Source organism: Streptomyces sp. DSM 41931 (genome assembly GCF_050271085.1).
GTDB lineage: Bacteria > Actinomycetota > Actinomycetes > Streptomycetales > Streptomycetaceae > Streptomyces > Streptomyces albogriseolus.
The window spans coordinates 1966190-1989432 of sequence record NZ_CP189902.1 but is presented as its reverse complement, the minus strand read 5'-3'; the positions used below and the strand labels follow the sequence as shown (position 1 = coordinate 1989432).

Genomic DNA, 23243 nt, shown 5'->3' with positions numbered 1-23243 from the left:
GCCGCCTCTCCGGAGGTCACAGATCGTTCCACGGGGCCATGCTGCCGTAGCCCCGGCGGGGGCGGTGAAGGGGGGTACCGGCAGGTAACCGTGTGCCGCCCGTGGTACGTCACGGGAGACACCCCGCCGTCACGCCGTGACCGTCTCCGGGGGCAGGGCCAGATCCACGTCGACGCGGTCGCCGTCGCCCGTGTGGGTCGCCGCGGAGGCGAGGGGACCGTGGCCGGGGGCGCGGGCGGCGAGGACGTACGGCCCCGGCGCCGGGACCGCGAGGGCGTAGGTGCCGTCGGCCGCGGAGACCGTGGCGCCCGCGCGGCGCCCGTGCCGGTCGAGGAGGGTGACCCGGGCGCGGGCGACCGGCGCACCGGACGCGTCCAGGACCCGGCCCCCGAAGCCTTGCAGCGTCTGCCGCGCCCGCTCCAGGTTCGCCTCCTCCTCGCTGCTCGCCCGCAGCCGGAGCCGCTCCGGGGGGCGGCGGGCGGGCAGGGCCAGGGCCAGCACCAGGCCCACGGCCACCGCCGCCGCGGCGATCAGGAAGGAGAGGCGGAAGCCGTGCATGGTCGGGACCGCCACCCCGCCCGCGGTGTCCGCCGTGTTCGCCAGCACCATGCCGACGACGGCGCTCGACACCGACGTGCCGATGGACCGCATCAGTGTGTTGAGGCCGTTCGCCGCGCCGGTCTCCGAGGCCGGGACCGCGCCGACGATCAGCGCGGGCAGGGAGGAGTAGGCGAGGCCGATGCCCGCGCCGAGGACCACCGACGTCACCACGGTCTGCCAGGCGGCGTCCATCAGACCGAGGCCGCCGCCGTACCCGGCCCCGATGACCAGCAGGCCCAGGATGAGGGTGGTCCTCGGGCCGTACCGGGCGGACAGACGCGCGTAGAGGGGGGCGGTGAACATCATCGTCAGGCCGAGCGGGGCCACGCACAGTCCGGCGACCACCATCGACTGGCCGAGGCCGTGGCCGGTTTCGGCGGGCAGCTGGAGCAGCTGGGGGAGGACCAGCGAGACGACGAAGAAGGAGACGCCGATCATGATTGAGGCGAGGTTGGTGAGCAGCACCTCGCGGCGGGCGGTGGTGCGCAGGTCCACCAGGGGCGCGGCCACCCGCAGTTCCATCACGCCCCACAGGAGCAGGACCACGGCCGCCGCGCCGGCCAGGCCCAGCGTGGTGCCCGAGGTCCAGCCCCAGTCGCTGCCCTTGGAGACGGGGAGCAGGAGCAGCACGAGCCCCGCGGACAGGCCCAGCGCGCCCGGCAGGTCGAAGGCGCCCCGGGCGCGCACCGGGGATTCCGGTACGAGGACCAGCGTGAGAGCGATCGCGAGCACACCGAGGCCGGCCGCGCCCAGGTAGAGGACGTGCCAGTCGGAGTGCTGGGCGACCAGCGCGGCGGCGGGCAGGGCGAGACCTCCGCCGACGCCTATGGAAGAGCTCATCAGCGCCATCGCGGAGCCCAGCCGCTCGCGCGGCAGCATGTCCCGCATCAGTCCGATCCCGAGCGGGATGGCGCCCATCGCGACGCCCTGGAGCGTGCGGCCGGCGATCATCAGCAGCAGGTCGCTGGTGAACGCGCTGACCAGCGCGCCCACCACCATCACCGCGAGGCTGACGACCAGCATCCGCCGCTTGCCGAAGAGGTCGCCGAGGCGGCCCATGATCGGGGTGGCCACGGCGCCCGACAGCAGGGTCGAGGTCAGCACCCAGGTGGCGTCGGCGGGGGCGCTGTCCAGCAGCCGCGGCAGGTCCTTGACGACGGGGACCAGCAGGGTCTGCATCACCGCGACGACGATGCCCGCGAAGGCGAGCACCGGGACCACGGGCCCGCCCGCTCTTCCGGAGGGACGGTCGGGCGTCGTCTGCGTCATGAAGGGTGCCTCCGGGGCCGGCCGTGCTCTCAGGTACGTGCCACTCGAACCCCGTACACCGAGGCAACTATTCCGTTGCTTCGGCACTCTAACGATGTCTTGACCTTTCCTTGACGCCGGCAGGGCACGCGCCGCCCGCCCCGGGAGCGGGGAGCCGGACCGGCCGGTGCCGGTCACCCGGATGAGCGCCCCGGCGGGCAGCGCGACCGCCCCCGGACCTACGGTCGAGCCGTCCCAGGTCGCGTCCCCCTCGCGGACGCGTTCCCACCGCGGACGCCTTCCCCTCGCGCCTGCGGCGGACGCATGCCCTCTCCCGCCCACAGGCCGAAACCGACGGAGAGTGAGGTACCTGCCGATGCGCAGGAGAGCGATAGCCGTGCTCGGTGTGCTGGCCCTGTCCGCGGCCGCCGCGGGCTGCGGTGTCAGCGGCCCGTCCGAGGCCGGCGCCGAGCGGGGGCCGCAGGCCGCCGCGCGGTCCGGGACCGGACACGACGCCTTCTACGACTACCCCGACCAGGCCCTCGTCGCCAAGGCGGCGCCGGGCGAGATCCTCAGGTCGCAACCGATCCCGGCACCGGCGTCGTCCCTGCTGGGATCCGCCGTCTCCCGGGCGGAGCGCATCATGTACCGCACCGCGGACCAGCACGGCGAACCCGTCGCGGCGACGGGCTTCCTGCTGCTGCCCAAGAAGGCGCCCCGGAACGAGGACGGCTGGCCGCTGATCTCCTGGGCGCACGGGACGACCGGCCTCGGGCCCATGTGCGCGCCCTCGCGGACCGAGAGCCTCGGCGGAATGACCCCCCTGCTGGTGAAGTGGCTGCAGGAGGGCTTCGCGGTCGTCGCCGCCGACTACCCCGGCCTCGGCCCCGAGGGCCAGGTCCACGGCTTCCTCCACCTGCGCGCGGAGGGCCTGTCCGTCGCCCACGCCGCCCTTGCGGCGCGCAACGCCGGGGGCAGGGCGGTGAGCGAGAAGTGGTTCGCCGTGGGCCTCTCCCAGGGCGGTCACGCCGCCCTGGGCGCCGGCGAACAGGCGGCCGAGGCGAAGGGCATGCGCTTCCTCGGCACCGCCGCCTTCGCTCCCTCCTCCCACCTGTCCACCGCGCTGAGGGACGCGATGGACAAGCAGATGAACGGCGGATCCCTCGAAGGACTGCGCGGACTGCTCGCCTACATCGGCGCCGGCGCGCACGTCTTCGACCCCGAGACGTTCCCCTACGACGCCCTGCTGTCGCCCGAGGTCGCCAAGGAGATGGCACGGCCCGCCGTGCACAACCTCTGCATGGACCAGATCGACGCGTACCTCTCCCTCTTCGCGCCCGAGGAGACGGCCGGGACCCTCAAGCCGGACTGGTACAAGAACAGTCCGGCGCTCAGGGAGTGGCTGGACTCCCTGAACCCGGCGCAGCGGACGTCGGCCGGCCCGGTGCTCCTCCTGCAGGGCGAGGACGACAAGGTCGTGCCCCCGGAGGGCACCAGGAAACTGGTCGGCGAACTGTGCGCCAAGGAGAACGTCGTCGACTCGAAGACGTACCCCGGCGTGGACCACGTGGGCGTGATGCTCGCCGGCCTGCGGGACCTCGGCACCTGGATGCGGGGCCGGCTGGAGAACACCCGGCCCTCGAGCGTCTGCCCGGCAGGATCCCTCCCGACCCAGGGCAAGTGACGCCGCGGTCCTCGGTACCCGGGGACCAGGACGAAATGCCGATGCGGGGGCCGCGAGCCGGTTGAGAACATGACGCACATGCTCGAAACCCCCGACACCACCCGCGCCCCCGCCCGTACCGCTCCCCCCGTGTGGCTGGTGGTGGCGCTCGCCTGTGCCGGCCAGTTCCTCGTCGTCCTCGACATCTCCGTGGTGAACGTCGCGCTGCCGTCCCTGCGCGGCGGTCTCGCGCTGGACGAGCGGGGCCTGCAGTGGGTGGTCAACGCGTACTCCATCGCGTTCGCGGGCTTCATGCTGCTCGGCGGACGCGCAGGCGACCTCTACGGACGCAAGCGCATGTTCCTCGTCGGGCTCGGGCTGTTCACCCTGGCCTCGCTGGCCGGCGGGCTCGCCCAGGAGGGATGGCAGCTGCTGGTGGCACGGGCCGTGCAGGGGCTCGGGGCGGCCGTCCTCGCGCCCTCCACGCTCACCCTCGTCACCTCGGCGGTGCCGGAGGGCGCGGCCCGTGCCCGGGCCATCGCGACCTGGACGGCCGTCGGGGCGGGCGGCGGCGCGGCGGGCGGGTTCGTCGGCGGGGTGCTGGTCGACGCCCTGTCGTGGCGGTGGGTCCTGCTGATCAACGTCCCCGTCGGAGCGGTGGTGCTGGCCGGCGCCGCCCGGTGGCTGACCGAGAGCCGGGCGGGGGACGGGCGGCGGCTCGACCTGCCGGGCGCGGTTTTGGTGACGGCCGGCCTCGCCACCCTGGCCTACGGCATCTCGCAGACCGAGGCCGCGGGCTGGACGGCGGCGGCCACCGTGGTGCCGCTGTGCGCCGGGCTCGCCCTCGTCGCCCTCTTCCTCCTCGTCGAGGCGCGGGCCAAGGCCCCGCTGATGCCGCTCGGACTGCTGCGGCTGCGGTCGGTGGCCTCGGCGAACGTGGCGATGTTCCTGAGCGGTTCCGCGATGTTCTGCATGTGGTTCTTCATGACCCTCTACGCGCAGAACGTGCTCGGCTACACCCCGCTGGAGGCCGGACTCGCCCTGGTGCCGAGCTCGCTCGCGGTGATCGTCGGCTCCAAGGCCGCCCCGCGCCTGATGCGGGCGACGGGACCGCGCGCGGTGGCCGTGCTCGGCACGCTCGTCGCGCTGGCCGGCTTCGCCTGGCAGTCCACGATGACGGCGGACGGCGACTACCTCACCGCCATCATGATCCCGGGCGTCCTGATGATGCTCGGCGCGGGCCTCGCCGGCACCCCGCTGGCCTCCCTCGCCACGTCGGGAGCGGCCCCCGAGGAGGCGGGGCTGGTCTCCGGCCTGGTCAACACCTCCCGCACGATGGGCGGTTCCCTCGGCCTCGCGGTGATGGCGACGCTCGCGGCGGCCCGCACGAACGGCGCCGACACCCCTGAGGCCCTCACCGAGGGCTACGCCCTCGTCTTCACCACCGGCACCGCGGTCCTGGCGTTCGGCACGGTACTGATGTGGGCGTGGCTGCCGCGCACACGGGCGGGACGGACGGGCTGAACCGGCGGGCCGTCGCCTGCGGGTCGCGCGCCACGCCCCAGGTCACAACCACCCCCGGTGGCGCGCCTCGTGCAGTGCCTCCGTGCGGTTGCGGGTGTCCGTCTTGCCGATGGCCGAGGACAGGTGGTTGCGGACCGTCGACTCGGAGAGGTGGAGGCGGGCGGCGATGTCGGCGACGGTCGAACCGCCCGCCGACTCCCGCAGCACGTCGCGTTCGCGGGCGGTGAGCGGGCTGGGGCCGGCGCTGAGCGCCGCCGCGGCAAGGCCGGGGTCGACCACCGTCTCCCCGGCCAGCACCCGGCGGACCGCCGAGGCCAGTTCCTCCACCGGGCCGTCCTTCACGAGGAAACCCGCCGCTCCCGCGTCCATGGCCCGCCGCAGATAACCGGGCCGGCCGAACGTCGTCAGGATCAGCACCCGGCAACCCGGCGCCCGCTCGCGCAGTACGGCCGCGGCGTCCAGCCCGCTCATGCCGGGCAGTTCGATGTCGAGGAGGGCGACGTCGGGACGGTGGGTGAGGACCGCGTCCACGATCGCGTCCCCGGCGCCGACCTGCGCCACCACCTCGATGTCGGGTTCCATCCCGAGCAGCAGCGCGAGCGCGCCGCGCATCATGCCCTGGTCCTCCGCGAGCAGCACCCGGACGGACGGGCCGGGCCGGTGCTCACGCGGCATCTGGTTCACGTCGGCAGCGTAGGGCCCCGAAGGCCCTGCGCGCCCGTGCGGTGACCGGGTCACGACCGGTCAGACCGCCGCCGCCGACGACGGCTCCCGGGCCGCCGCGTGCACCGGCAGCTCCGCGACCACCTCGAACCCCCCGTCGGCGCCCTCACCCGTCCGCAGCGTCCCGTGCGCCGCCGCGAGCCGCTCGGCCAGCCCGCGCAGGCCCGTGCCGTCCGGGCCCGCCGCGTCCGCGTCCGCACGGGCGCCGTCGCCGTCGTCGGTGACGGTCAGCCGGGCCCGTTCCCCGTCCGTCTCGATCGCGATCGCGCAGCGCCGCGCCCCGCTGTGCCGTACGACGTTGGTGACCGCCTCGCGGACCACCCAGCCCAGCAGCACCTCGGTACGCGCTCCCGGGGCCGGGCCCGAGCGGCGCACCACGGGGACGACGCCGGCCGCCGCGAGGGCCGAGCGAGCCCGGTCCAGTTCGGTGTCCAGGCTGCCCTCCCGGTAGCCCGTCACCGCCTCGCGGATCTCGGTGAGCGCCTGCCGGCCGACCGCCTCGATGTCCGTGACCTGCGCCAGCGCGGCCTCGGGGTCGTGCGGCACCAGCCGCCTTGCCGCCTCCGACTTGACCACGATCACCGACATGGTGTGTCCCAGCAGATCGTGCAGGTCGCGCGAGAAGCGCAGCCGCTCCTCCTCGACGGCCCGCCGGGCCAGCTCCCGCCGCGCCTCCCGCAACTCCTGCACCGTGTCCGCCAGCCGCACGATCGTGGCCGTCACCAGCGCGGAGACGGCGGTCGCGTAGAGGATGTCGAGGCCGCCCCAGCCGTCGTGGTACCAGGAGACCCCGCCCGCGACCGCCGTCACCGCCCCGCCGACGGCCAGAAGCGGCCGCCCGCGCAGCACCACGCCCGTCGCCAGCCCCAGCAGCGGGAAGTACAGCAGCCAGTCGCCGCCGTAGGCGACGGCGAGCGCGCAGGTCACCGCGGCCAGCAGACCGAGCGCCACCCGCCGCGCCGCCGCGTCCCGGGCGCCGCACGGGTGCGTGGTGAACGCCAGGTAGACGTAGACGGAGTTGAAGGCCAGCAGCCCCGCCGCGCCGACCCACGGGTCGGGCGTGGTGCCCTGGAAGAGGTTGGAGAACGCGCCCATCGCGAGCAGCAGCCAGGGCAGCAGCCGCGGGTGGCCGAGCCCCGGCCCGCGCGGACCGCGGGCCTCCGTGGACGTCCCGCAGGTGGTCTTCGACATGTCTCCGCCCCCGTCGTCGTCGTACGTCCAGTCGTCGTACGTCCGGTCCGCCGCACCCGGCCGGGTGCGGTCCCTGTCGACGGTAGGCCCGGCCCGGCGCCCCCGACAGAGCCGTCCGTACGGTCCGCACCGGTACGGATGTCCTGGGTCCCCCCCGGCTGACGTGCCGCCTGACTCCGGGCTATACAGGTCCGGACCACCCCCGGCGATCAGGAGCGACATGCCCGTCGACACCGAACGCGCGCTCGCCGCCGCGCCCCGCACGACCGAGATCTCCTGGACCCCCGAGGACGTCCAGCTCTACCACCTCGGCATCGGCGCGGGCGTCCCCGCCACCGACCCCCGCGAACTGCGCTACACCCTCGAGTCCCGGCTGCACGTCCTGCCGAGCTTCGCCACCGTCGCGGGCGGCGGCCCGCCCGGGGTGATCGCGGCCCTGTCCATGCCCGGCGTCGACGTGGACCTCGCCCGCGTGCTGCACGGCGGCCAGTCGCTCCGCGTGCACCGCCCCCTGCCCGTGCGGGCCGCCGCCACCCGCACCGACCGGATCACCGCCGTGCACGACAAGGGCAAGGCGGCGGTGATGGTCCTGCGCAGCGACGCCGCCGACGCGGACGGCCCGCTGTGGACGGCCGAGGCGCAGGTGTACGTACGCGGCGAGGGCGGCTGGGGCGGCGACCGCGGGCCGTCGGCGGGCGCACCGGAGGAGCCGGGAGCCCCCGACCGCACCGTCGAGCGCCCCGTACGGGAGGACCAGGCGCTGCTCTACCGCCTCACCGGCGACCTCAACCCCCTGCACGCCGACCCCGAGTTCGCGCGCCGCGCCGGTTTCGACCGCCCGGTGCTGCACGGGCTGTGCACCTACGGCATGACCCTCAAGGCGGTCGTCGACACGCTTCTCGACGGTGACGTCACCCGCGTCCGCTCCTGGACCGCCCGGTTCGCCGGGGTGACGTACCCGGGCGAGACGCTGCGGATCCGGATGTGGCGCGGGGACGGCGCCGTACGGGTGGCCGTGGGGGCGGTGGAACGCGGGGACGCGCCCGTACTGACGGGCGCGACGGTGGAGTTCACCCAGGGGTGAGCACGGGGTGAGGTGAGCACGGGGGGACGGCCACGGCCCCGACCGTCGGACGACGATCGGGGCCGTGCTTTCCGTTCCACCCGCGGAGGGTGAGGCCGGCTGACCTGGGTCAGGCGGCCGGCTCCCCGCGGTCGTTCTCCTGGGCCGGCTTGCGGTGCCGGCCGCGCGGGGACGTCTCCGGCTCCTGCGTGGAGACCGGCCCCCGGTGCTTGCCGTGACCCGCGGCGACCTGCTGGTGCTCGACGGGCCGCGGCTCGTGTGTGATGACGTCGCTCATCGGAAGGATTTCACCCCGTAAACATGATCTTTCCTACAGCCGGGTGAGTCTAACCGGCCCACCGCACCCCGGATCCAGGCGGCCACGCCAACCGCCACTAGTTCGTTACAAGCCGTCCGAGGGGTGCTTGCTGAAGCGGCACCGGACGCGGTGCGTCGGCCAGGGAGTTGAGGTGATGGACGGTCATCTCCGTTGCACCGGTCGGTAGTTGACCGCTGAACCGTTCCTCGTGCGGAGACGGCGGCTCCGCGCCCGCCGCGGCGTCCCGGGAGTCCTCCTCCGCCCGCCGGTCCTCACGCGGCATCGTCAGCGTGGCCACCCCGCACGGCACCGCGCCGGTGGAGTACGGAAGCCGCAGCACCCCGTCCGCCGACCACAGCCCCGTGCCGGTCAGCCAGCCCGCCGGGGCCGGGACATGGTGGACGCGCCGCTCGGCGGGACGCCACAGCCCGATCCAGCCGGCCCCGTCCGCCCTCTCGACGCGCAGCGCCACCGCGCAGCCCTCCGGGGTCAGCATCTGCCCCGGCTGCACGGCGAACGGCGTGACCGTGCGGTCCGGCAGCCGCAGGCACGCCGGGAACCGCACGGGCAGGGTGCTGCCCAGCACGCCCCAGCCCAGCCGTGCCTCCCCGGGGGAGGGAGCGTCCGAGCGGATCAGCAGCAGACCGCTGTCCGGGTCGGCGAGCAGCACCCGGTCGTCGCTGCCGGGGGCGATCTGCAGCAGCGGGGACACCTCGCCGCCGCGTCCGAGGTCGACCACGACCGACTTGGTGCGTCCGCCCGTCTCCCGGTCCAGGGCGAGCATCCGGCCCTCGCGGTCCAGCCACGCCCCGCCCGAGCAGCCGCCGGGGATCTCCGCGACCCGCTCGGGCCCGGACGCGCCGCCCGCCACGAGCCACACCGCCGCGCTGTGCCGGCCGGCGGCGAGGGCGTACGCCCGGCGGCCGTCCGGGGCCGGGGGGAGCAGCCGCAGCCGGGTCCCCTCGTGGCGGTCGACCGTGCCGAGCGGCAGCTCGCCGGTGCCGGGGCCGGTCGGGTACAGCAGGGAGAAGGCGTGCCGCCCGTCCGCCGGCCGGTGGATGAGGACCCGGCCGTCGGCGAGTGGCTGTACCTCGGTGCCGGGCTCCTCGGGCTGGTTGCCGGGGAGCGGCACCGCGTACGGCTCGGGGCCGTCCAGGATCCAGCGCTCCGGGAACAGGGAGTCGCCGGCGAGGGCCAGGCGGGCGGCGTAGCAGCCGTCCGCCGTGATGGTGCAGCCCGCCCGTCCCGCCCCGTTCTCGTGTGCCGCCGCAGGTTCGATGGCGCAGACCGTCATCTTTCGGTCACCTCCGGTGACGAACGGTAGTTTTCGCGGACGGAGGCGGCGGAGCGGAGGGGCGCGCTTCACACGTAAGGGTGCTCCAGGAACGATTCTGCTGAGGAAGCGCCGGGAGTGTGCTCCACGGGTCCGCCGCGCGACCCGGCGGGGACCGCGGCGGGAACCGGATCCGGTACTGCCGCGCGAAAGGGGCAGGTAGCCTTGGCCGCGTGCCCCGTCTGTCAGAAGTCATCGCCGCGCTGGACGACCTGTGGCCCGCCGAGCGGGCCGAGTCCTGGGACGCGGTCGGCACCGTCGTGGGCGAGCCGGACCAGGAGGTCACGCGCGTCCTCTTCGCCGTCGACCCGGTCCAGGAGACCGTCGACGAGGCGGTGAAGCTCGGCGCCGGCCTGCTGGTCACCCACCACCCGCTCTATCTGCGCGGCACGACCACCGTCGCGGCCTCCACCTTCAAGGGCCGCGTGGTGCACACGCTCATCAAGAACGACATCGCGCTGCACGTCGCCCACACCAACGCCGACACCGCCGACCCGGGAGTCTCCGACGCCCTCGCCGGCGCGCTCGGCCTCAGGGTCGTACGGCCCCTGGTGCCCGACCCGTCCGACCCCGAGGGGCGGCGGGGACTGGGCCGTGTGTGCGAGCTCGACGCCCCGCTCACCGTGCGCGAGTTGGCCGCCCGCGCCGCCGAGCGGCTGCCCGCCACCGCGCAGGGCATCCGCGTCGCCGGCGACCCGGACGCACCGGTACGGACGGTGGCCGTCAGCGGCGGCTCCGGCGACAGCCTCTTCGACCACGTCAGGGCGGCCGGCGTGGACGCCTTCCTCACCGCGGACCTGCGCCACCACCCGGCGTCGGAGTTCACCGCGGTGCGCGCCCCCGGACCTGTCGCGCTGCTCGACGCGGCGCACTGGGCCACCGAGTGGCCCTGGTGCGAGCTGGCCGCCGCCCAGCTCGACGAGATCTCCGACCGTCACGGCTGGGACCTGCGGGTCCACGTCTCGCGCACGGTCACCGACCCCTGGACCGCCCACATGGCGTCGTCCAGCGCCCACCCGTCACCCACCGCCACCCTTCCGGGGAGCGCCGCGCGCGCCCCGCTCGATTCCGATTCATCTGGAGCCCCCAACTGAACGCCGAGCCCGCCGACCAGATCCGACTTCTCGACGTCCAGGACCTCGACGTCCGCCTCCAGCAGCTCGCGCACAAGCGGAAGTCGCTCCCGGAGCACGCCGAGATCGACTCCCTGAACCGGGACCTCACCCAGCTGCGCGACCTGCTCGTCGCCGCGCAGACCGAGGAGAGCGACTGCGCGCGCGAGCAGACCAAGGCCGAGCAGGACGTCGACCAGGTGCGCCAGCGCGCCGCCCGCGACCAGAAGCGCCTCGACTCCGGCGCCGTCTCCTCGCCCAAGGACCTCGAGAACCTCCAGCGCGAGATCGCCTCCCTCGCCAAGCGCCAGGGCGACCTGGAGGACGTCGTCCTCGAGGTCATGGAGCGCCGCGAGTCCGCCCAGGAGCGGGTCGCCGAACTCACCGAGCGGGTCGGCTCCGTCCAGGGCCGGATCGACGACGCGACCGCCCGCCGGGACGCGGCGCTGGAGCAGATCGACGGCGAGACCGCCTCCGTGACGAAGGAGCGCGAGGTCGTCGCCGCCTCCGTGCCGGCCGCGCTGCTCAGCCTGTACGACAAGCTGCGCGGGCAGCAGGGCGGCATCGGCGCGGCCAAGCTGTACGCCCGCACCTGCCAGGGGTGCCGTCAGGAGCTCGCCATCACCGAGCTGAACGAGATCCGCGCCGCCGCCCCGGACACCGTGGTGCGCTGCGAGAACTGCCGCCGCATCCTGGTCCGCACGACGGAGTCGGGACTGTAGGGAACCACCGGTAGGGGATCGAGTCCGATGCGGGAGTTCGTCGTCGAGGCGGACGGCGGGTCACGGGGCAACCCCGGACCGGCCGGTTACGGGGCCGTGGTGAGCGACGCGGCGACGGGGGAGACCCTGGCGGAGGCGGCCGAGTACATCGGCGTCGCCACCAACAACGTCGCCGAGTACCGGGGCCTGCTGGCCGGTCTGCGCGCCGCCCGGGAGCTGGACCCGCAGGCCCGGGTGCACGTCCGGATGGACTCCAAGCTCGTCATCGAGCAGATGTCGGGCCGCTGGAAGATCAAGCACCCGGCGATGAAGCCGCTCGCGGCGGAGGCCGCGACGGTCTTCCCGCAGGACCGGGTCACCTACGAGTGGATCCCCCGCGAACGCAACGCCCACGCGGACCGTCTCGCCAACGAGGCGATGGACGCCGGCAGGCGGGGCGAGCAGTGGTCGGCGGAGGCAAGCCGCGCCGACCTGGACACCCCACCGGCCACCCCGGCCGTACCGGCCCCTGAGGGGCCGCCCGGCGACGCGACGGCGGGGGCGGCACGGGTGCGGGCGGCCCTGGCGTCGGCGGGCGGCGCTGCCGCGCCCGGTGAGCCGGGGCCGGAACGGCGCCCCGCGGCCGGGGGTGCCGCCGTGACCGGTGGCGCGGACCTGGCGGGGACGGCCCGGGGCCGCAGCGTGGAGGACGCCTCCGGCGCAGGGCCGGACACGGAATCCGGCGCCAGGGCCGACGACCCGGAAGCCGCGGACGTTCCGGGCGGGCGCGCCGCCGAAGGAAGCCGCGGCGGAGCGGGCGGTCCGGCACCGACGGACCGGGCTCCTGGCCGCCGGGCGGCGGAGCCCCGCGCCACGGGGGTCCGAGCCGCGGGCGCATCGGGCGAGGGCCCCGCGGCCGGAGGGCCGAGCAGGCGGGCAGGGGGAGCCCCCGCCGACGCCGACCGTCGGGCCGCGCAAGCCGTGGCCACCCCCTCCTCCGGGTGGGCGCCCGCCGACATGGGGACGCCGGCCACCTTCGTGCTGCTGCGGCACGGCGAGACGCCGCTCACCCCGCAGAAGCGGTTCTCCGGCAGCGGGGGCAGCGATCCCTCCCTCTCGGACATCGGGCGCGAGCAGGCCGAGAAGGTCGCCGCCGCGCTCGCCCGGCGCGGCACCGTGCAGGCGGTCGTCGCCTCGCCCCTCGCCCGTACGCGGGAGACCGCGCGCATCGTCGCCGCCCGGCTCGGGCTCGACGTGGCCGTCGAGGACGGGCTGCGGGAGACCGACTTCGGCGCGTGGGAAGGCCTCACCTTCGGCGAGGTGCGCGAGCGGTACCCCGAGGACCTGGACGCCTGGCTGGCGTCCCCGGACGCCCGGCCCACCGGCGGCGGCGAGAGTTTCGCGGCCACCGCCGCCCGGGTCGGGGAGGCCCGCGACAAGCTCCTCGCGGAGTACCGGGGCCGCACGGTCCTGCTGGTCACGCACGTGACCCCGGTCAAGACCCTGATCCGGCTCGCCCTGGGCGCCCCGCCCGAGGCGCTGTTCCGCATGGAGCTGTCCGCCGCCTCGCTGTCCGCCGTGGCGTACTACGCCGACGGCAACGCCAGCGTCCGGCTGTTCAACGACACGTCCCACCTGCGGTAGCGCCCCGCGGGCCCCGCCCGCCGGGTCACCGCAGCGCCGCCGCCTCCCGCGCGAGCCGTTCCACCCGGTCCCAGTCGCGGGCGGCCACCGCGTCCTCCGGCAGCATCCAGCTTCCGCCGACGCAGCCCACGTTGGGCAGCGCCAGGTACTCCGGGGCGGTGTCCGGCCCGATCCCCCCGGTGGGGCAGAAGCGGACCTGCGGCAGCGGACCCGCCAGGGACTTCAGATACGCCGTGCCGCCGGCCGCCCGCGCCGGGAAGAACTTCATCTCCCGCACCCCGCGCTCCAGCAGCGCCATCGCCTCCGACGCCGTGGACACCCCCGGCAGGAACGGCACGTCCGCCGCCCGCATCGCCGCCAGCAGCGTGTCCGTGCACCCCGGGCTGACCAAGAACCGCGCCCCCGCCGCCACCGCGTCCGTCACCTGGTCCGGTGTGAGCACCGTCCCGGCGCCGACCACGGCCCCCGGCACCTCGGCGGCGATCGCCCGGATCGCGTCCGGCGCGGCCGGGGTCCGCAGGGTCACCTCGATCGCGGGCAGCCCGCCCGCCACCAGCGCCCGCGCCAGCGGCACGGCGTCGGCGGCGTCCTCGACCACGACCACGGGGACCACGGGGGCGAGCCCGAGCACCGAGAAGGAGGCGCCGGGCGCGCGGGACGACGGCAGGGGAGCGTTCATGGCGCTCATCCTGCCGTCGGCACGCACCCTGCGCAAAGGCCGTTGCGCATCATGCAACGGAGGTGCTCAGTGCACCTCGTCCACCAGCACGTCCAGCGCCCACGCCGTCCCCGCACGGGCCGGCGCGGCGGCCTCCACCACGTACCCGAGGTCCCGCAGCGCCTCCACCAGCTCCGCCGGATCCTTCGGCACGGCCCCCGCCGTCAGCAGACTCCGTACCATCCGGCCCTTGGTCGCCTTGTTGAAGTGGCTGACCACCTTCCGCGTCGGCGCGTGCAGCACACGGACCGTCGCCGTCCGCCCGGCCACCTCGCCCTTCGGCTTCCACGCCGCCGCGTACGCCGCCGAGCGCAGGTCGAGGACCAGCCCCGACCCCGCCGCTTCCGGCAGCACCTGAGCCATCGGCGCCCGCCAGTACGCGCCCAGCGCGCCCAGGCCGGGCAGCCTGACGCCCATCGAGCAGCGGTAGGAGGGGATGCGGTCGGTCACCCGGACCGCGCCCCACAGCCCGGAGAACACCAGCAGCGATCTCGCGGCCCGCCGCTTCGCCGCCGCGTCGAGCGAGGCCAGGCCGAGCGCGTCGTACAGCACGCCGGTGTAGATCTCCCCGGCCGGGCGGGCTCCGGCGGTGCGCAGCTCGCGGTTCTTCGCGACCTCGCCCCGCAGGCCCTCGCTCAGCCCGAGCACCTCGCGCGCCTTGTCCTCGTCGCCGGAGCAGAGGTCGACCAGCTCGGTGAGGACCTCCTCCCGCGCGGCGGTCAGTCCCGGCAGCGACAGGGACTCCGTCCGCAGCGGGGCACCGCGGCCGGAAGCGGCCTTGCCTTCGGACGGCGGCAGCAGGACAAGCACAGGTACTCCTTCGGTCGAGCTCGCCTGTCAGGGTACGGCGTGGCCCGCGGACCCCTGCGGGGCGGCGGCGAGCGCCCGGACCAGGCCGTCGGCGTCGTCGGCGTGGAAGCGGACCACGCGCACGTCCCGGGTGCGGCCGAGGAACGACCGGTGCGCGACCGGCTCCGCGAGCTCCACCGTCACGGTCGTCCGCGAGCCGACGGCGAGGTTCAGCTCCCCGTCCGCCGGTTCGTGCGTCATCCGCAGCTCACGCCGCACGGACGTGATCAGCTCCCGCGGTATCCGCAGGTCGACGCGGACGGCCCGGCGGACCCGCAGCCTGTCGGGCCCGACGACGTGCGGCCGTACGGCGGAGGCGGCGTACAGGGCGACGACGGCGACCCGGAGGGCGACGAGTACCGGGAGCACCGCACCCGGCCCCTGGGCAAGCCCCTCACCCTCCCCGAACCCTTCGAATTCGACCTGGACACCGCCGACTTCCTCTGATCCCCTGAGGGGCGGGGGTGCGACATCGTGGGGAACGTGCGGGAACAGGCCAGGTGGACCAGGGCGCGGCTGGGGCGGGGCGGGCCCGCGCTGGATCTGCTGACCGCGCGGTTCGACCGGCACGAGTACGCGCCGCACGTGCACGACGAGTACACGGTCGGGGTCACCGTCGGCGGGCTCGAGACGATCGCCTACCGCGGCGGGCGCATCGTGTCCGGGCCCGGCTCGATCGTCGTCCTGGAGCCCGGCGAGATGCACACCGGCGGCCCCGCCGCCCCCGAGGGCTACGCGTACCGCGCGCTCTACGCCGCCCCCGCCCTGCTCGGCGACGGCACCCTCGGCACCGCCCTGCCGTACTTCCCGGTGCCCGTCCTGCACGACCCGGAGCTGGCCGCCGCCCTGCGCCGTGCGCACACCGACCTCAGCGCCCACCCGGACCCGCTGGAGGCCGAGTCACGCCTGCCCTGGCTGCTCGCCGCGCTGGCCCGCCGCCACTCCACGTCCCGTGCCGAGGACGGCGCCGTCCCCGGCGCCCGGTCCGTCGCGCTCACCGTCCGCGACCGCCTCGCCGACGAGCTCCTCGCCCCGCCCTCCCTGGGAGACCTCGCCGCCGACCTCGGCCTCTCCCGCTACCAGCTGCTCCGCGCGTTCCGTACGGCGATGGGCGTGCCGCCGTACGCGTGGCTCGCCCAGTACCGGGTGACCCGGGCCCGCGCCCTGCTGGACGCGGGGGTGCGGCCCGCGGAGGCGGCCGCCCTCGTCGGCTTCGCCGACCAGGCGCACCTCACCCGGTGGTTCCGCCGCGTCCTCGGGGTGACCCCGGCGGCGTACCGCAACAGCGTTCAAGACGCCGGGCGCTGAACCGGCGGACACTCCCCGCATGACTGCACGCGGCTGGTTCCTGTTCTCCCTGATGGGAGTGGTCTGGGGCATCCCCTATCTGATGATCAAAGTGGCGGTGGACGAGGTGTCCCCGTCGGGCGTGGTCTTCGCCCGCTGCGCCGTCGGGGCGCTCCTCCTGCTCCCCTTCGCCCTGCGCCAGGCGGGCCTCGTCCGCACCCTGCGGGCGCACTGGAAGCCGATGCTGGCGTTCGCGGTCATCGAGATCGTCGGCCCCTGGTACACCCTGACCGACGCCGAACGCCACCTCTCCAGCTCCACGGCCGGCCTGCTGATCGCGGGCGTCCCGATCGTCGGCGTCCTGCTGTCCCGCGCCTTCGGCCGGGCGGAGTCCCTGGGCCCCCGCCGGACCGCGGGCCTGGCCCTCGGGCTCGGCGGCGTAGGAGTCCTCACCATTCCCCACCTGACCGGCGGCGACGCCCTCTCCCTCGCGGAGGTCCTGGTCACGGTCGTCGGCTACGCGACGGCGCCGCTGATCGCCGACCGCCACCTCAAGGACGTCCCCACGCTGCACCTGATCACGCCCTGCCTGGCCCTGGCCGCCCTGGTCTACGCCCCCGCCGCGATCGCGAGCCGCCCGGCGGCCCTCCCCGCCCCGGAGACCCTGGCCGCGCTGGCCGCCCTCGGCGTCGTCTGCACGGCGGTGGCGTTCGTCGCCTTCCTGGAGCTGATCAAGGAGGCGGGCCCGATCCGCGCCTCGGTGATCACGTACGTCAATCCGGCGATCGCGGTGGCGGCCGGCGCGCTCTTCCTGGACGAGGCCCTGACCGCGACGGTGGTGGCCGCCTTCGTCCTGATCCTCACCGGATCGGTGCTGGCCAACGCGCGGGAGCGGAAGCCGGCCGGGCGGCGGGTACCATGGTCGACACGGCAGACGAGCCGGGCGGACGGCCGCGTGGAGTCCCCGTGAGGGGGCTTCCCGAGGAACGTCCGGGCTCCACAGGGCAGGGTGGTGGCTAACGGCCACCCGGGGTGACCCGCGGGACAGTGCCACAGAAAGCAGACCGCCCGGCGCTCCGGCGCCGGGTAAGGGTGAAACGGTGGTGTAAGAGACCACCAGCGCCTGAGGTGACTCAGGCGGCTAGGTAAACCCCACCCGGAGCAAGGTCAAAAGGAAGCACCCCGGTGCTTCTGCGCGGACGTTCGAGGGCTGCCCGCCCGAGTCCGCGGGTGGACCGCACGAGGCCGGTGGCAACACCGGTCCTAGATGGATGGCCGTCGCCCCGGCTCCCGCGAGGGAACCGGGGAACAGAACCCGGCGTACAGCCCGGCTCGTCCTGTCGCACCCCTTCCGGCCCAGGCCGGAGGGGGTCTCCGCGCTGACGACGGACGCAGGAGCGGCCCGTGGTGCCGGGGCGCACCGCGGCGGGGCCAGTGGTCGGCCGAGGATCCGCACGCCGAGGGCGCCACCCGTTCGGACCCGATGAGTGGGCGTGGCGGCGGGTGGCCGCCAGCATGGAGCGTGCTGTCCCACCTCCGAGGGAGAGATATGGCCGAGACCGACTTCGACGTGTCCGGGAACGGCCGGCCCGTGCGGCGCGGCGATCGCGGTTCCGGCGTGGTGGACCTGAGGCGTGTGGGAGTGCATCCCGACTTCTGGTATCCGGTCACGCGGTCCAGGAAGGTGCGCAGGGGCCAGGTGATCGGCGCCGCGTTCGCCGGTGAGCGGATCGCGCTCTACCGCGGGCGCAGCGGTGCCGTCCACGCGCTGGAGGACCGGTGCGCCCACCGGCAGGTGCCGTTGAGCATGGGGGTCGTGGAGGGCGAGACGCTCCGCTGCTGCTATCACGCCTGGGCCTACCGCGGCGACGGCCGGATCTCACAGATCCCGTACCTCGCCCCAGGCGACGCCCGGCCGCCGCGCGGCGTGCGGGGCTACCCCGTCCGGGAGGCGTACGGCCTGGTGTTCGTCTTCCCGGGCGATCCGCAGAAGGCGGCGGTCACCCCCCTGCCGGAGCTGCCGGCGTTCGGCTCGCCCGCGTACCGGACCATGACCTTCTCCCGGACGGTGCGCTGCCACTACTCGTTCATGCACGAGAACCTGCTCGACATGAACCACCAGTTCCTCCACCGGGGTGTCGTCGGCAGGCTCCACCCCGAGCTGCTGGAGTACCGCACCGGCGAGCGGTCGGTGGAGGCCAGGTACCTGTTCACCCACGCCGGAGGCAAGCGGAACCGCGGTGCCGGCCTGCTGGCGGGCGAGGGCCTCGGGGGCGGCGACTCCGCCGACCTGATGACCATCCGCACGGACTACCCGTACCAGACGCTCGACCTGCTCCCGGAGAACGCTGAACGCCCGGCCTTCCGCCTGTGGACCGCGTACGTGCCCGAGGACGCCGAGCAGCGGCGGTGTCGCGCGTACGGCCTCCTCATGATCGAGAAGCCCGGGATCCCGGGCGCGCTGCACCTCGCCTGGCCGCTCATCAGACGCTTCACCGAGCGGGTGTTCGCCGAGGACCGCATGGCCGTCGAGGCCGAGCAACGGGCGTGGGACGAACAGGGCGAGGACCGCAACCACGAGGTCTTCGCCCTCATTCTGGACGTGCGCGAGGTGCTGCGCGCCAACGGTGTGCCGCTGTAGACGGGGCATCGGGACGTCCGTCCGCACCCGGTGCGTCGACGCCCAGCGACAGCAGCCGCAGGTCGGCTTCGGGCCTCGCTGCGGACACATGGTGCCCGGGCCGTCCGGGCGCGATCCACTCCGTCAGCCTCTCGAGGTAGGCCCGCACCGTCACGCCCTCCGCCGCGGCCGCCGCCGCCAAGCGGTCGTACGTGGCGGTCGAGACGCGGAGGTCCCGTTCAGGCATCGGCCGGCTGCCTCCCCTCGGCCAGCAGGTCGAGCAGTTCCTCCGCCCACGACGGGTCGTAGCGGTCGAGGCGGGGCATGCCCCCCTTGCCGGGATCGCCCGTCCACCGGACGTGCGCACCGGGGTTGTGGACCGCGTACCCGCCGGGCGCGAACAGGTGAGGGCTGCCCTGGATGCCGGGCCCCTGGGCGACGCGGAACTGCGCGTAGATCTCCGCGCGGCCGGCGCCGCGTTCGAGAGCGCGGGCCAGGGCCTCTTCGTCGACGTGCTCACACCCGGCGGCGACGTCGAGGATCTCGGAGGGAATGCTGACGCACCGGCTCTCGACGTAGAACGCGTGCCGCAGTCCGGCGTCCAGTTCGTCGCTGCCGCGCAGGCCGCCCACGGACGGGTCCTTCGCGGCCTGGACGGCTTCCATCGCGGGCAGCATCGTCGAGGGGTAGTCGTACTCCCGCCCGGCCCACGGACGCCAGCCGAGGTCGGGGCGGTGCCCGGAGATCACCACGATCTCGGGCTCCACGATGAACTTGGGCGTGGGCTGGTGGTTGAACAACTCCAGCGGGAAGGCCCGGTGGTCGATCAGGAGATCCTGCTCCCGTTCCCGGGCCGCGGTGCGCAGCGTGTGCAGGGCGAGGGTGGCCCAGGGGCACCCCAGATCCGACCAGACGGTGACGGGCCGGGGTTCAGGGGCAGCGCTCATGGTGTCCTCCTTGGTAGCGGGACCACACCGGGGTCCCCGAGGTGTGCCGCGTCGTGGAAATCCCATGGTGACGCGCGTGCGGCGCCCGGCGCCCGATGCCGGTGCTACTTCGTCAGGTCGCCCGGTGCCGGGCTCCGCGGAGATGCCGGCCGGCCGGGACGGTGGTCCGGACACCGTCCGGACCGTGCGTCCGGGACAGGGACGCGCGGAGGAGAGGGAGGCGGTGGTGGCCCGGCCACCGCCGTCCGTCACAAGTCCTGTGCTCGGTGTACCTGGGACGGGAACCCCGCCTGCCGCACAGTGGACGGGCAGCCCTTCGGACCGTCTTCGTCTACTCCCGATGGAGAGTCCGTTCCATGAGTGTGGTCGCACTGAGCCCTGACCAAGCGCAGAGTCCGACCAGGCACGAGCTGTCGTACGCACCTCCGTGCAACGTATCGCTGCCGGAGATGTGTTCACGGCTGTTCGCCTCCCTGCCCCGCAGCGATCAACGTCGCAAGGGCATGGACTACATACGTGGTTTGCTGGAGGTGAGGGGACGCAAGTCGATACGCAACATCGCCGCGCTTGTCGGGGGACAGGCGACGGAGCAGAGCCTGCACCACTTCATCAGCGATTCGAGCTGGGAATGGGGTCCGGTGCGCCGGGCCCTGGCCTGGTACACGGTGAGTGTGGTCCCGCCACAGGCGTGGGTGGTGCGGCCCATGGTCATCCCCAAGGCGGGACGGCACTCCGTCGGAGTGGAGCGGCGCTTCTTCCCGGAGCACGGGCAGATGCTCAACGCCCAGCAGGCCGTGGGCGTATGGGCGGTCGGTGAGGAGGCGAGCGTGCCGGTCAACTGGCGGCTCCAGCTCTCCCCGGCCTGGCTGGCCGAGGACCGTCGGCGCCGCGCGTCCATACCGGACGACGCGTCGGCGGAGACCCTCGGTGAGTGCTCGCTGCGGGCCTATCTGGAGACGGCGGCCTGGCGACTGCCGTCCCGCCCTCTGGTGATGGACGCCCGCGGCGGTGACATCACCTCGACGGTGTCGCAACTCCTCGACCGGGGGACGCAGATGATGCTCAGGGTGGACGACTCCCTGCGGCTGTCGGTGCGGGACCCCGCGCTGAAGGGCTTCGACACCACCCCCAGGCCCGTGCACCAGATCATGAGCGCCAGCCGGGGCCTGCAACGGCCGGTGGTGTGGCCGGGCGACGGGGCGGTCAGGTGTTCCGGGCTCGTCACCGCGGTACGGGTGGCGCTGCCCGCCGCCGCGGGCCGGCGGGCCGGCCGCGGGGACGGTGACCTGCTGCTGCTGGGGCTGGGGAACAACGACCGGCGCCGGCCGCGGGAGGTGTGGCTGACCGACCTGACGTCGGTTCCGCCCGCGTTCCTGATGCGGTTGCGGGGAATGCTCTCCCGGGTCGACCAGGACCTCGCCCACGGAGCCGACCAGGTGGGGATCCGCGACTTCGCCGGACGCTCCTACCGCGGCTGGCACCGCCACGTCACCCTCGCGTCCGCCGCGCACGTCCTGGCGGCCCTGGGCGACGCCGACGACGCCGAACTGGGTTATGCGTCCTGATCCCCGGCCGACTCGTCGCGTTCCCGCAGCACACGCCGTATCCGTGACATGCGGAGCGCGAGCTGGACCTCCAGGGCGCGTTCCGGCTTCTGCCAGTCCGGGCCGATCAGCTCACCGATGCGCTCCAGCCGGCGGGCCACGGTGTTGGGGTGCACGTGGAGTTGCTCGGCCGCGTACGTGGGACTGCCGCCGGTGTCGAAGTAGGCGTCCAGCGTGCGGATCAGCTCCGTCAGCCGCTGCTCGTCGTAGTCGAGCACGGCTCCTATGGTGCTCTGGATGAACCGGTCGGCGTCCACGTGATCCGACAGCAGAAGCCCCAGGAACCCCAGCTGGTGGGTCGAGGCGGAGGTTCCCGCGGCGCCCAGGGCGGTCATCGCGTCCAGGCAGCGTGCCGCTTCCCGGTACCCGTGGAGGACCGCTCCGGGGTCCGACACGGGTCCGGAAGCGCTGACCGTGGGCGGACCGCCGGGCAGGGACGACAGCTCGTCGTGCACCGTCCGGGCGGCCGCGCCCGGGTCGGTGCCCGGCAGCAGCAGCACGATGTCGCTCTCGTGTGTCGCCCGGAGCCCGTTCAGACGGCGTGCGCAGGCCGATGCCCGGCTCACCGCGTGTGCCCGCGCGCCCTCTTCGACGCGGGCGATCACGACGACGTGCGGCTGGTCGAGCCCGATGCCCAGCCGGCGGGCGCGCCGCTCCAGCAGTTCCCGGGGGCGGACCACACTGATCAGCAGGTCTTCGAGCAGTTCGTCCCGGACGTGCCCGTCCACCGGGCCCTGGCCTTCCTGGAGGGACAGCAGCACCGCGACGACGCGCGCCGCGTACCGCAGCAGTGCCGCGGCGCCGGCGGTCAGGGCCGGACCGGCCTGGACGTACAAGGCGCCCAGGTGGTGACTGCCGGCGAGGACCGGCACGGACCAGATGCCGTCCTGGAGGAGGACGGGGGCGGGATCCAGCAGGACACCGGCGGCCTTCTCGGCGCGGGCGAACTCCTCGCCGCGCCCGGACAGATCACCGGACACGGCGATCGTCGTACCCTGCGGGCCGCACAGCAGCACCGGCGCCCCCAGTCTGACGTGGCACTCCTCCACCAGCAGCTGCGGGGCACAGCCGTCGAGCACCAGGGCGAGCAACGCCCCTTGGGCCTCGGTGAGCCCGCGTGCGTCGGCCAGGTCCGCCTCGGCGCGCGACAGCCGGTCCCGCAGCGCCGACATCTCCGCGAGCGTCTCGTCCAGGTACACGGCCCGTGACAGCGCCACACCGCCGATCTCGGCGAGCATGTTCGTCAGCGCGATCTCGTCCGCGGAGAAGTGGCGCACGCTGCGGTCCGCCACGTGCAGCGAGCCGGCGAAGGCGGTGCCGCGGCTCAACGGCACGGCGAGCACGGCGTGCAGTCCCTCGGCGTCGATCCACTGATCGAGCTCGGCGGCGTGCCGGAAACTGTCGTCCGTCAGGTAGTCGGAGGTCCACAGCGGCGCGCGGTGTGCCAGTACCGCGGCCGCGAGACCGGCTCCCTCCGGTAATCGGAGCTGCGTGTTGAGCATCGTGACGTGACCGTCGAGCGAGTGCAGCCGTAACGCCCCGTCGTCCTCGGCGGCGGGCAGGGTGACCCACGAGACGTCGACGCCGAGCAGCAGCCGCGCCCGGCGGGTGATGATCTTGAGGGTGTCCTCGACCGTGTGCGGGCTCGCCAGATCGGAGGCGGTGTCGACGAGCGTGGCGAGGGCGGCGCTCCGCTGCTGCCGGCGCTCGAGCCGGGCCTGGATGTTCAGCGCCAGCCGTTTGATGCGCTCCACCGTGTGCAGGTCGGCGCCGGTCACGCCCTGTCTTCGCGCCTCCTCGACCACGGCTTCGAACCGGTTCGCCGACCCTTCACCGGCCAGGAGGTCCAGCAGGGCCAGCACAGCCGCCACCGCTTCGTCCTTCGTCCCCGACACGAGGTCCTCCGGTGTCTCGATTCCCCAGCGCTGGCAGTGACGGTGCACGAGGCCGAGTCGCACGGGCCACAGCTCCCCGGGTGCAACAGGACACCACCCGCGTGCATTCCGCGAGCCGCGCCCGCGCACCGAGAGCCACAGCCTCTCCCCCGTGAGGTTGCCTGGGGGCCTACGGTCCGCTGACCCCCGCGAATTCCCTTCG

The 23243-nt window shown here is 74.4% G+C and carries 18 protein-coding genes, 1 other RNA gene and 2 pseudogenes; 11 read left to right on the top strand and 10 right to left on the bottom strand.

The features are described 5' to 3' along the window. Positions 1-129: 129 nt before the first annotated feature. The gene (locus ACP7TJ_RS09330; RefSeq protein ID WP_390921585.1) at positions 130-1869 is read right to left on the bottom strand and encodes an MFS transporter; all 1740 of its coding nucleotides are present in this window, start codon (positions 1867-1869) and stop codon (positions 130-132) included. 355 nt (positions 1870-2224) lie between these two features. Between ACP7TJ_RS09330 and ACP7TJ_RS09325 the strand changes: the two genes are divergently transcribed. Together ACP7TJ_RS09325 and ACP7TJ_RS09320 are read left to right on the top strand one after the other, a co-directional pair. Beyond that, positions 2225-3532 (top strand): alpha/beta hydrolase family protein, encoded by a 1308-nt coding sequence (locus tag ACP7TJ_RS09325; RefSeq protein WP_427762762.1) that lies wholly within the window; start codon positions 2225-2227, stop codon positions 3530-3532. A gap of 69 nt (positions 3533-3601) precedes the next feature. Beyond that, positions 3602-5035 (top strand): MFS transporter, encoded by a 1434-nt coding sequence (locus tag ACP7TJ_RS09320; protein ID WP_189910206.1) that lies wholly within the window; start codon positions 3602-3604, stop codon positions 5033-5035. A 42-nt stretch (positions 5036-5077) separates the two neighbouring features. On the opposite strand, the gene ACP7TJ_RS09315 is transcribed toward ACP7TJ_RS09320, so the two are convergent. Together ACP7TJ_RS09315 and ACP7TJ_RS09310 are read right to left on the bottom strand one after the other, a co-directional pair. Next, complete coding sequence (locus ACP7TJ_RS09315; protein ID WP_427767312.1) at positions 5078-5710, bottom strand: response regulator transcription factor; 633 nt, start codon at positions 5708-5710, stop codon at positions 5078-5080. Positions 5711-5779: 69 nt separating this feature from the next. Further along, positions 5780-6949, bottom strand: a complete 1170-nt coding sequence (locus ACP7TJ_RS09310) for a sensor histidine kinase (protein ID WP_427762760.1) — start codon at positions 6947-6949, stop codon at positions 5780-5782. Positions 6950-7169: 220 nt separating this feature from the next. Between ACP7TJ_RS09310 and ACP7TJ_RS09305 the strand changes: the two genes are divergently transcribed. Continuing rightward, positions 7170-8033 carry a MaoC/PaaZ C-terminal domain-containing protein gene (locus tag ACP7TJ_RS09305; protein ID WP_189910208.1) on the top strand — a complete coding sequence of 288 codons (864 nt, stop codon included), beginning with the start codon at positions 7170-7172 and terminating at the stop codon, positions 8031-8033. Positions 8034-8142: 109 nt separating this feature from the next. Here the strand turns inward: ACP7TJ_RS09305 and ACP7TJ_RS09300 are convergent, their stop codons facing one another. Beyond that, entirely contained in the window at positions 8143-8310 is a 168-nt protein-coding gene (locus ACP7TJ_RS09300) for a hypothetical protein (protein WP_427762758.1), read from the bottom strand. Between the two features lie 97 nt (positions 8311-8407). Further along, on the bottom strand, positions 8408-9625 hold the full coding sequence (locus ACP7TJ_RS09295; protein ID WP_387579521.1) for a hypothetical protein: 1218 nt from the start codon (positions 9623-9625) through the stop codon (positions 8408-8410). Between the two features lie 212 nt (positions 9626-9837). Here ACP7TJ_RS09295 and ACP7TJ_RS09290 point away from each other — a divergent pair, with 212 nt between their 5' ends. From ACP7TJ_RS09290 to ACP7TJ_RS09280, 3 genes are read left to right on the top strand one after another with little or no spacing between them, the layout of a single operon-like run. Next, the gene (locus tag ACP7TJ_RS09290) at positions 9838-10758 is read left to right on the top strand and encodes a Nif3-like dinuclear metal center hexameric protein (RefSeq protein WP_093767812.1); all 921 of its coding nucleotides are present in this window, start codon (positions 9838-9840) and stop codon (positions 10756-10758) included. After that, positions 10755-11498, top strand: coding sequence for a zinc ribbon domain-containing protein (locus ACP7TJ_RS09285; protein WP_401408636.1), 744 nt, complete (start codon positions 10755-10757; stop codon positions 11496-11498). The genes ACP7TJ_RS09290 and ACP7TJ_RS09285 overlap by 4 nt, the downstream gene beginning before the upstream one ends. Before the next feature lie 27 nt (positions 11499-11525). Next, positions 11526-13121 carry a bifunctional RNase H/acid phosphatase gene (locus ACP7TJ_RS09280; protein WP_427762756.1) on the top strand — a complete coding sequence of 532 codons (1596 nt, stop codon included), beginning with the start codon at positions 11526-11528 and terminating at the stop codon, positions 13119-13121. 25 nt (positions 13122-13146) lie between these two features. Here ACP7TJ_RS09280 and eda read toward each other — a convergent pair whose 3' ends face one another. The 3 genes and pseudogenes from eda to ACP7TJ_RS09265 form a co-directional block, all read right to left on the bottom strand. Further along, entirely contained in the window at positions 13147-13800 is a 654-nt protein-coding gene (eda, locus tag ACP7TJ_RS09275; RefSeq protein WP_427762754.1) for a bifunctional 4-hydroxy-2-oxoglutarate aldolase/2-dehydro-3-deoxy-phosphogluconate aldolase, read from the bottom strand. A 66-nt stretch (positions 13801-13866) separates the two neighbouring features. Next, positions 13867-14649 carry a peroxide stress protein YaaA gene (yaaA, locus tag ACP7TJ_RS09270; RefSeq protein ID WP_167742937.1) on the bottom strand — a complete coding sequence of 261 codons (783 nt, stop codon included), beginning with the start codon at positions 14647-14649 and terminating at the stop codon, positions 13867-13869. A 27-nt stretch (positions 14650-14676) separates the two neighbouring features. Then, a pseudogene (locus ACP7TJ_RS09265) lies at positions 14677-15030 on the bottom strand (hypothetical protein); the annotation flags it as partial. A 132-nt stretch (positions 15031-15162) separates the two neighbouring features. Between ACP7TJ_RS09265 and ACP7TJ_RS09260 the strand changes: the two are divergent. From ACP7TJ_RS09260 to ACP7TJ_RS09245, 4 genes and pseudogenes are all read left to right on the top strand, one after another. Continuing rightward, complete coding sequence (locus ACP7TJ_RS09260) at positions 15163-15996, top strand: AraC family transcriptional regulator (protein ID WP_266545778.1); 834 nt, start codon at positions 15163-15165, stop codon at positions 15994-15996. A 19-nt stretch (positions 15997-16015) separates the two neighbouring features. After that, positions 16016-16795: pseudogene (locus ACP7TJ_RS09255) on the top strand (DMT family transporter); the annotation flags it as partial. Positions 16796-16910: 115 nt separating this feature from the next. Next, positions 16911-17314, top strand: an RNA gene (gene rnpB, locus ACP7TJ_RS09250) — RNase P RNA component class A. Positions 17315-17524: 210 nt separating this feature from the next. Beyond that, entirely contained in the window at positions 17525-18616 is a 1092-nt protein-coding gene (locus tag ACP7TJ_RS09245) for an aromatic ring-hydroxylating oxygenase subunit alpha (RefSeq protein ID WP_266396593.1), read from the top strand. 218 nt (positions 18617-18834) lie between these two features. Here ACP7TJ_RS09245 and ACP7TJ_RS09240 read toward each other — a convergent pair whose 3' ends face one another. Continuing rightward, positions 18835-19542, bottom strand: coding sequence for a DsbA family oxidoreductase (locus ACP7TJ_RS09240; RefSeq protein ID WP_093767820.1), 708 nt, complete (start codon positions 19540-19542; stop codon positions 18835-18837). Between the two features lie 356 nt (positions 19543-19898). Between ACP7TJ_RS09240 and ACP7TJ_RS09235 the strand changes: the two genes are divergently transcribed. Beyond that, positions 19899-21107: an IS701 family transposase gene (locus ACP7TJ_RS09235; RefSeq protein ID WP_266396591.1), complete on the top strand. Its 1209-nt coding sequence runs from the start codon at positions 19899-19901 to the stop codon at positions 21105-21107. Here ACP7TJ_RS09235 and ACP7TJ_RS09230 read toward each other — a convergent pair. Further along, a complete protein-coding gene (locus tag ACP7TJ_RS09230) occupies positions 21095-23104 on the bottom strand; it encodes a helix-turn-helix domain-containing protein (protein WP_208840256.1) in 2010 nt (669 codons plus the stop codon). The genes ACP7TJ_RS09235 and ACP7TJ_RS09230 overlap by 13 nt on opposite strands. Positions 23105-23243: the final 139 nt, after the last annotated feature.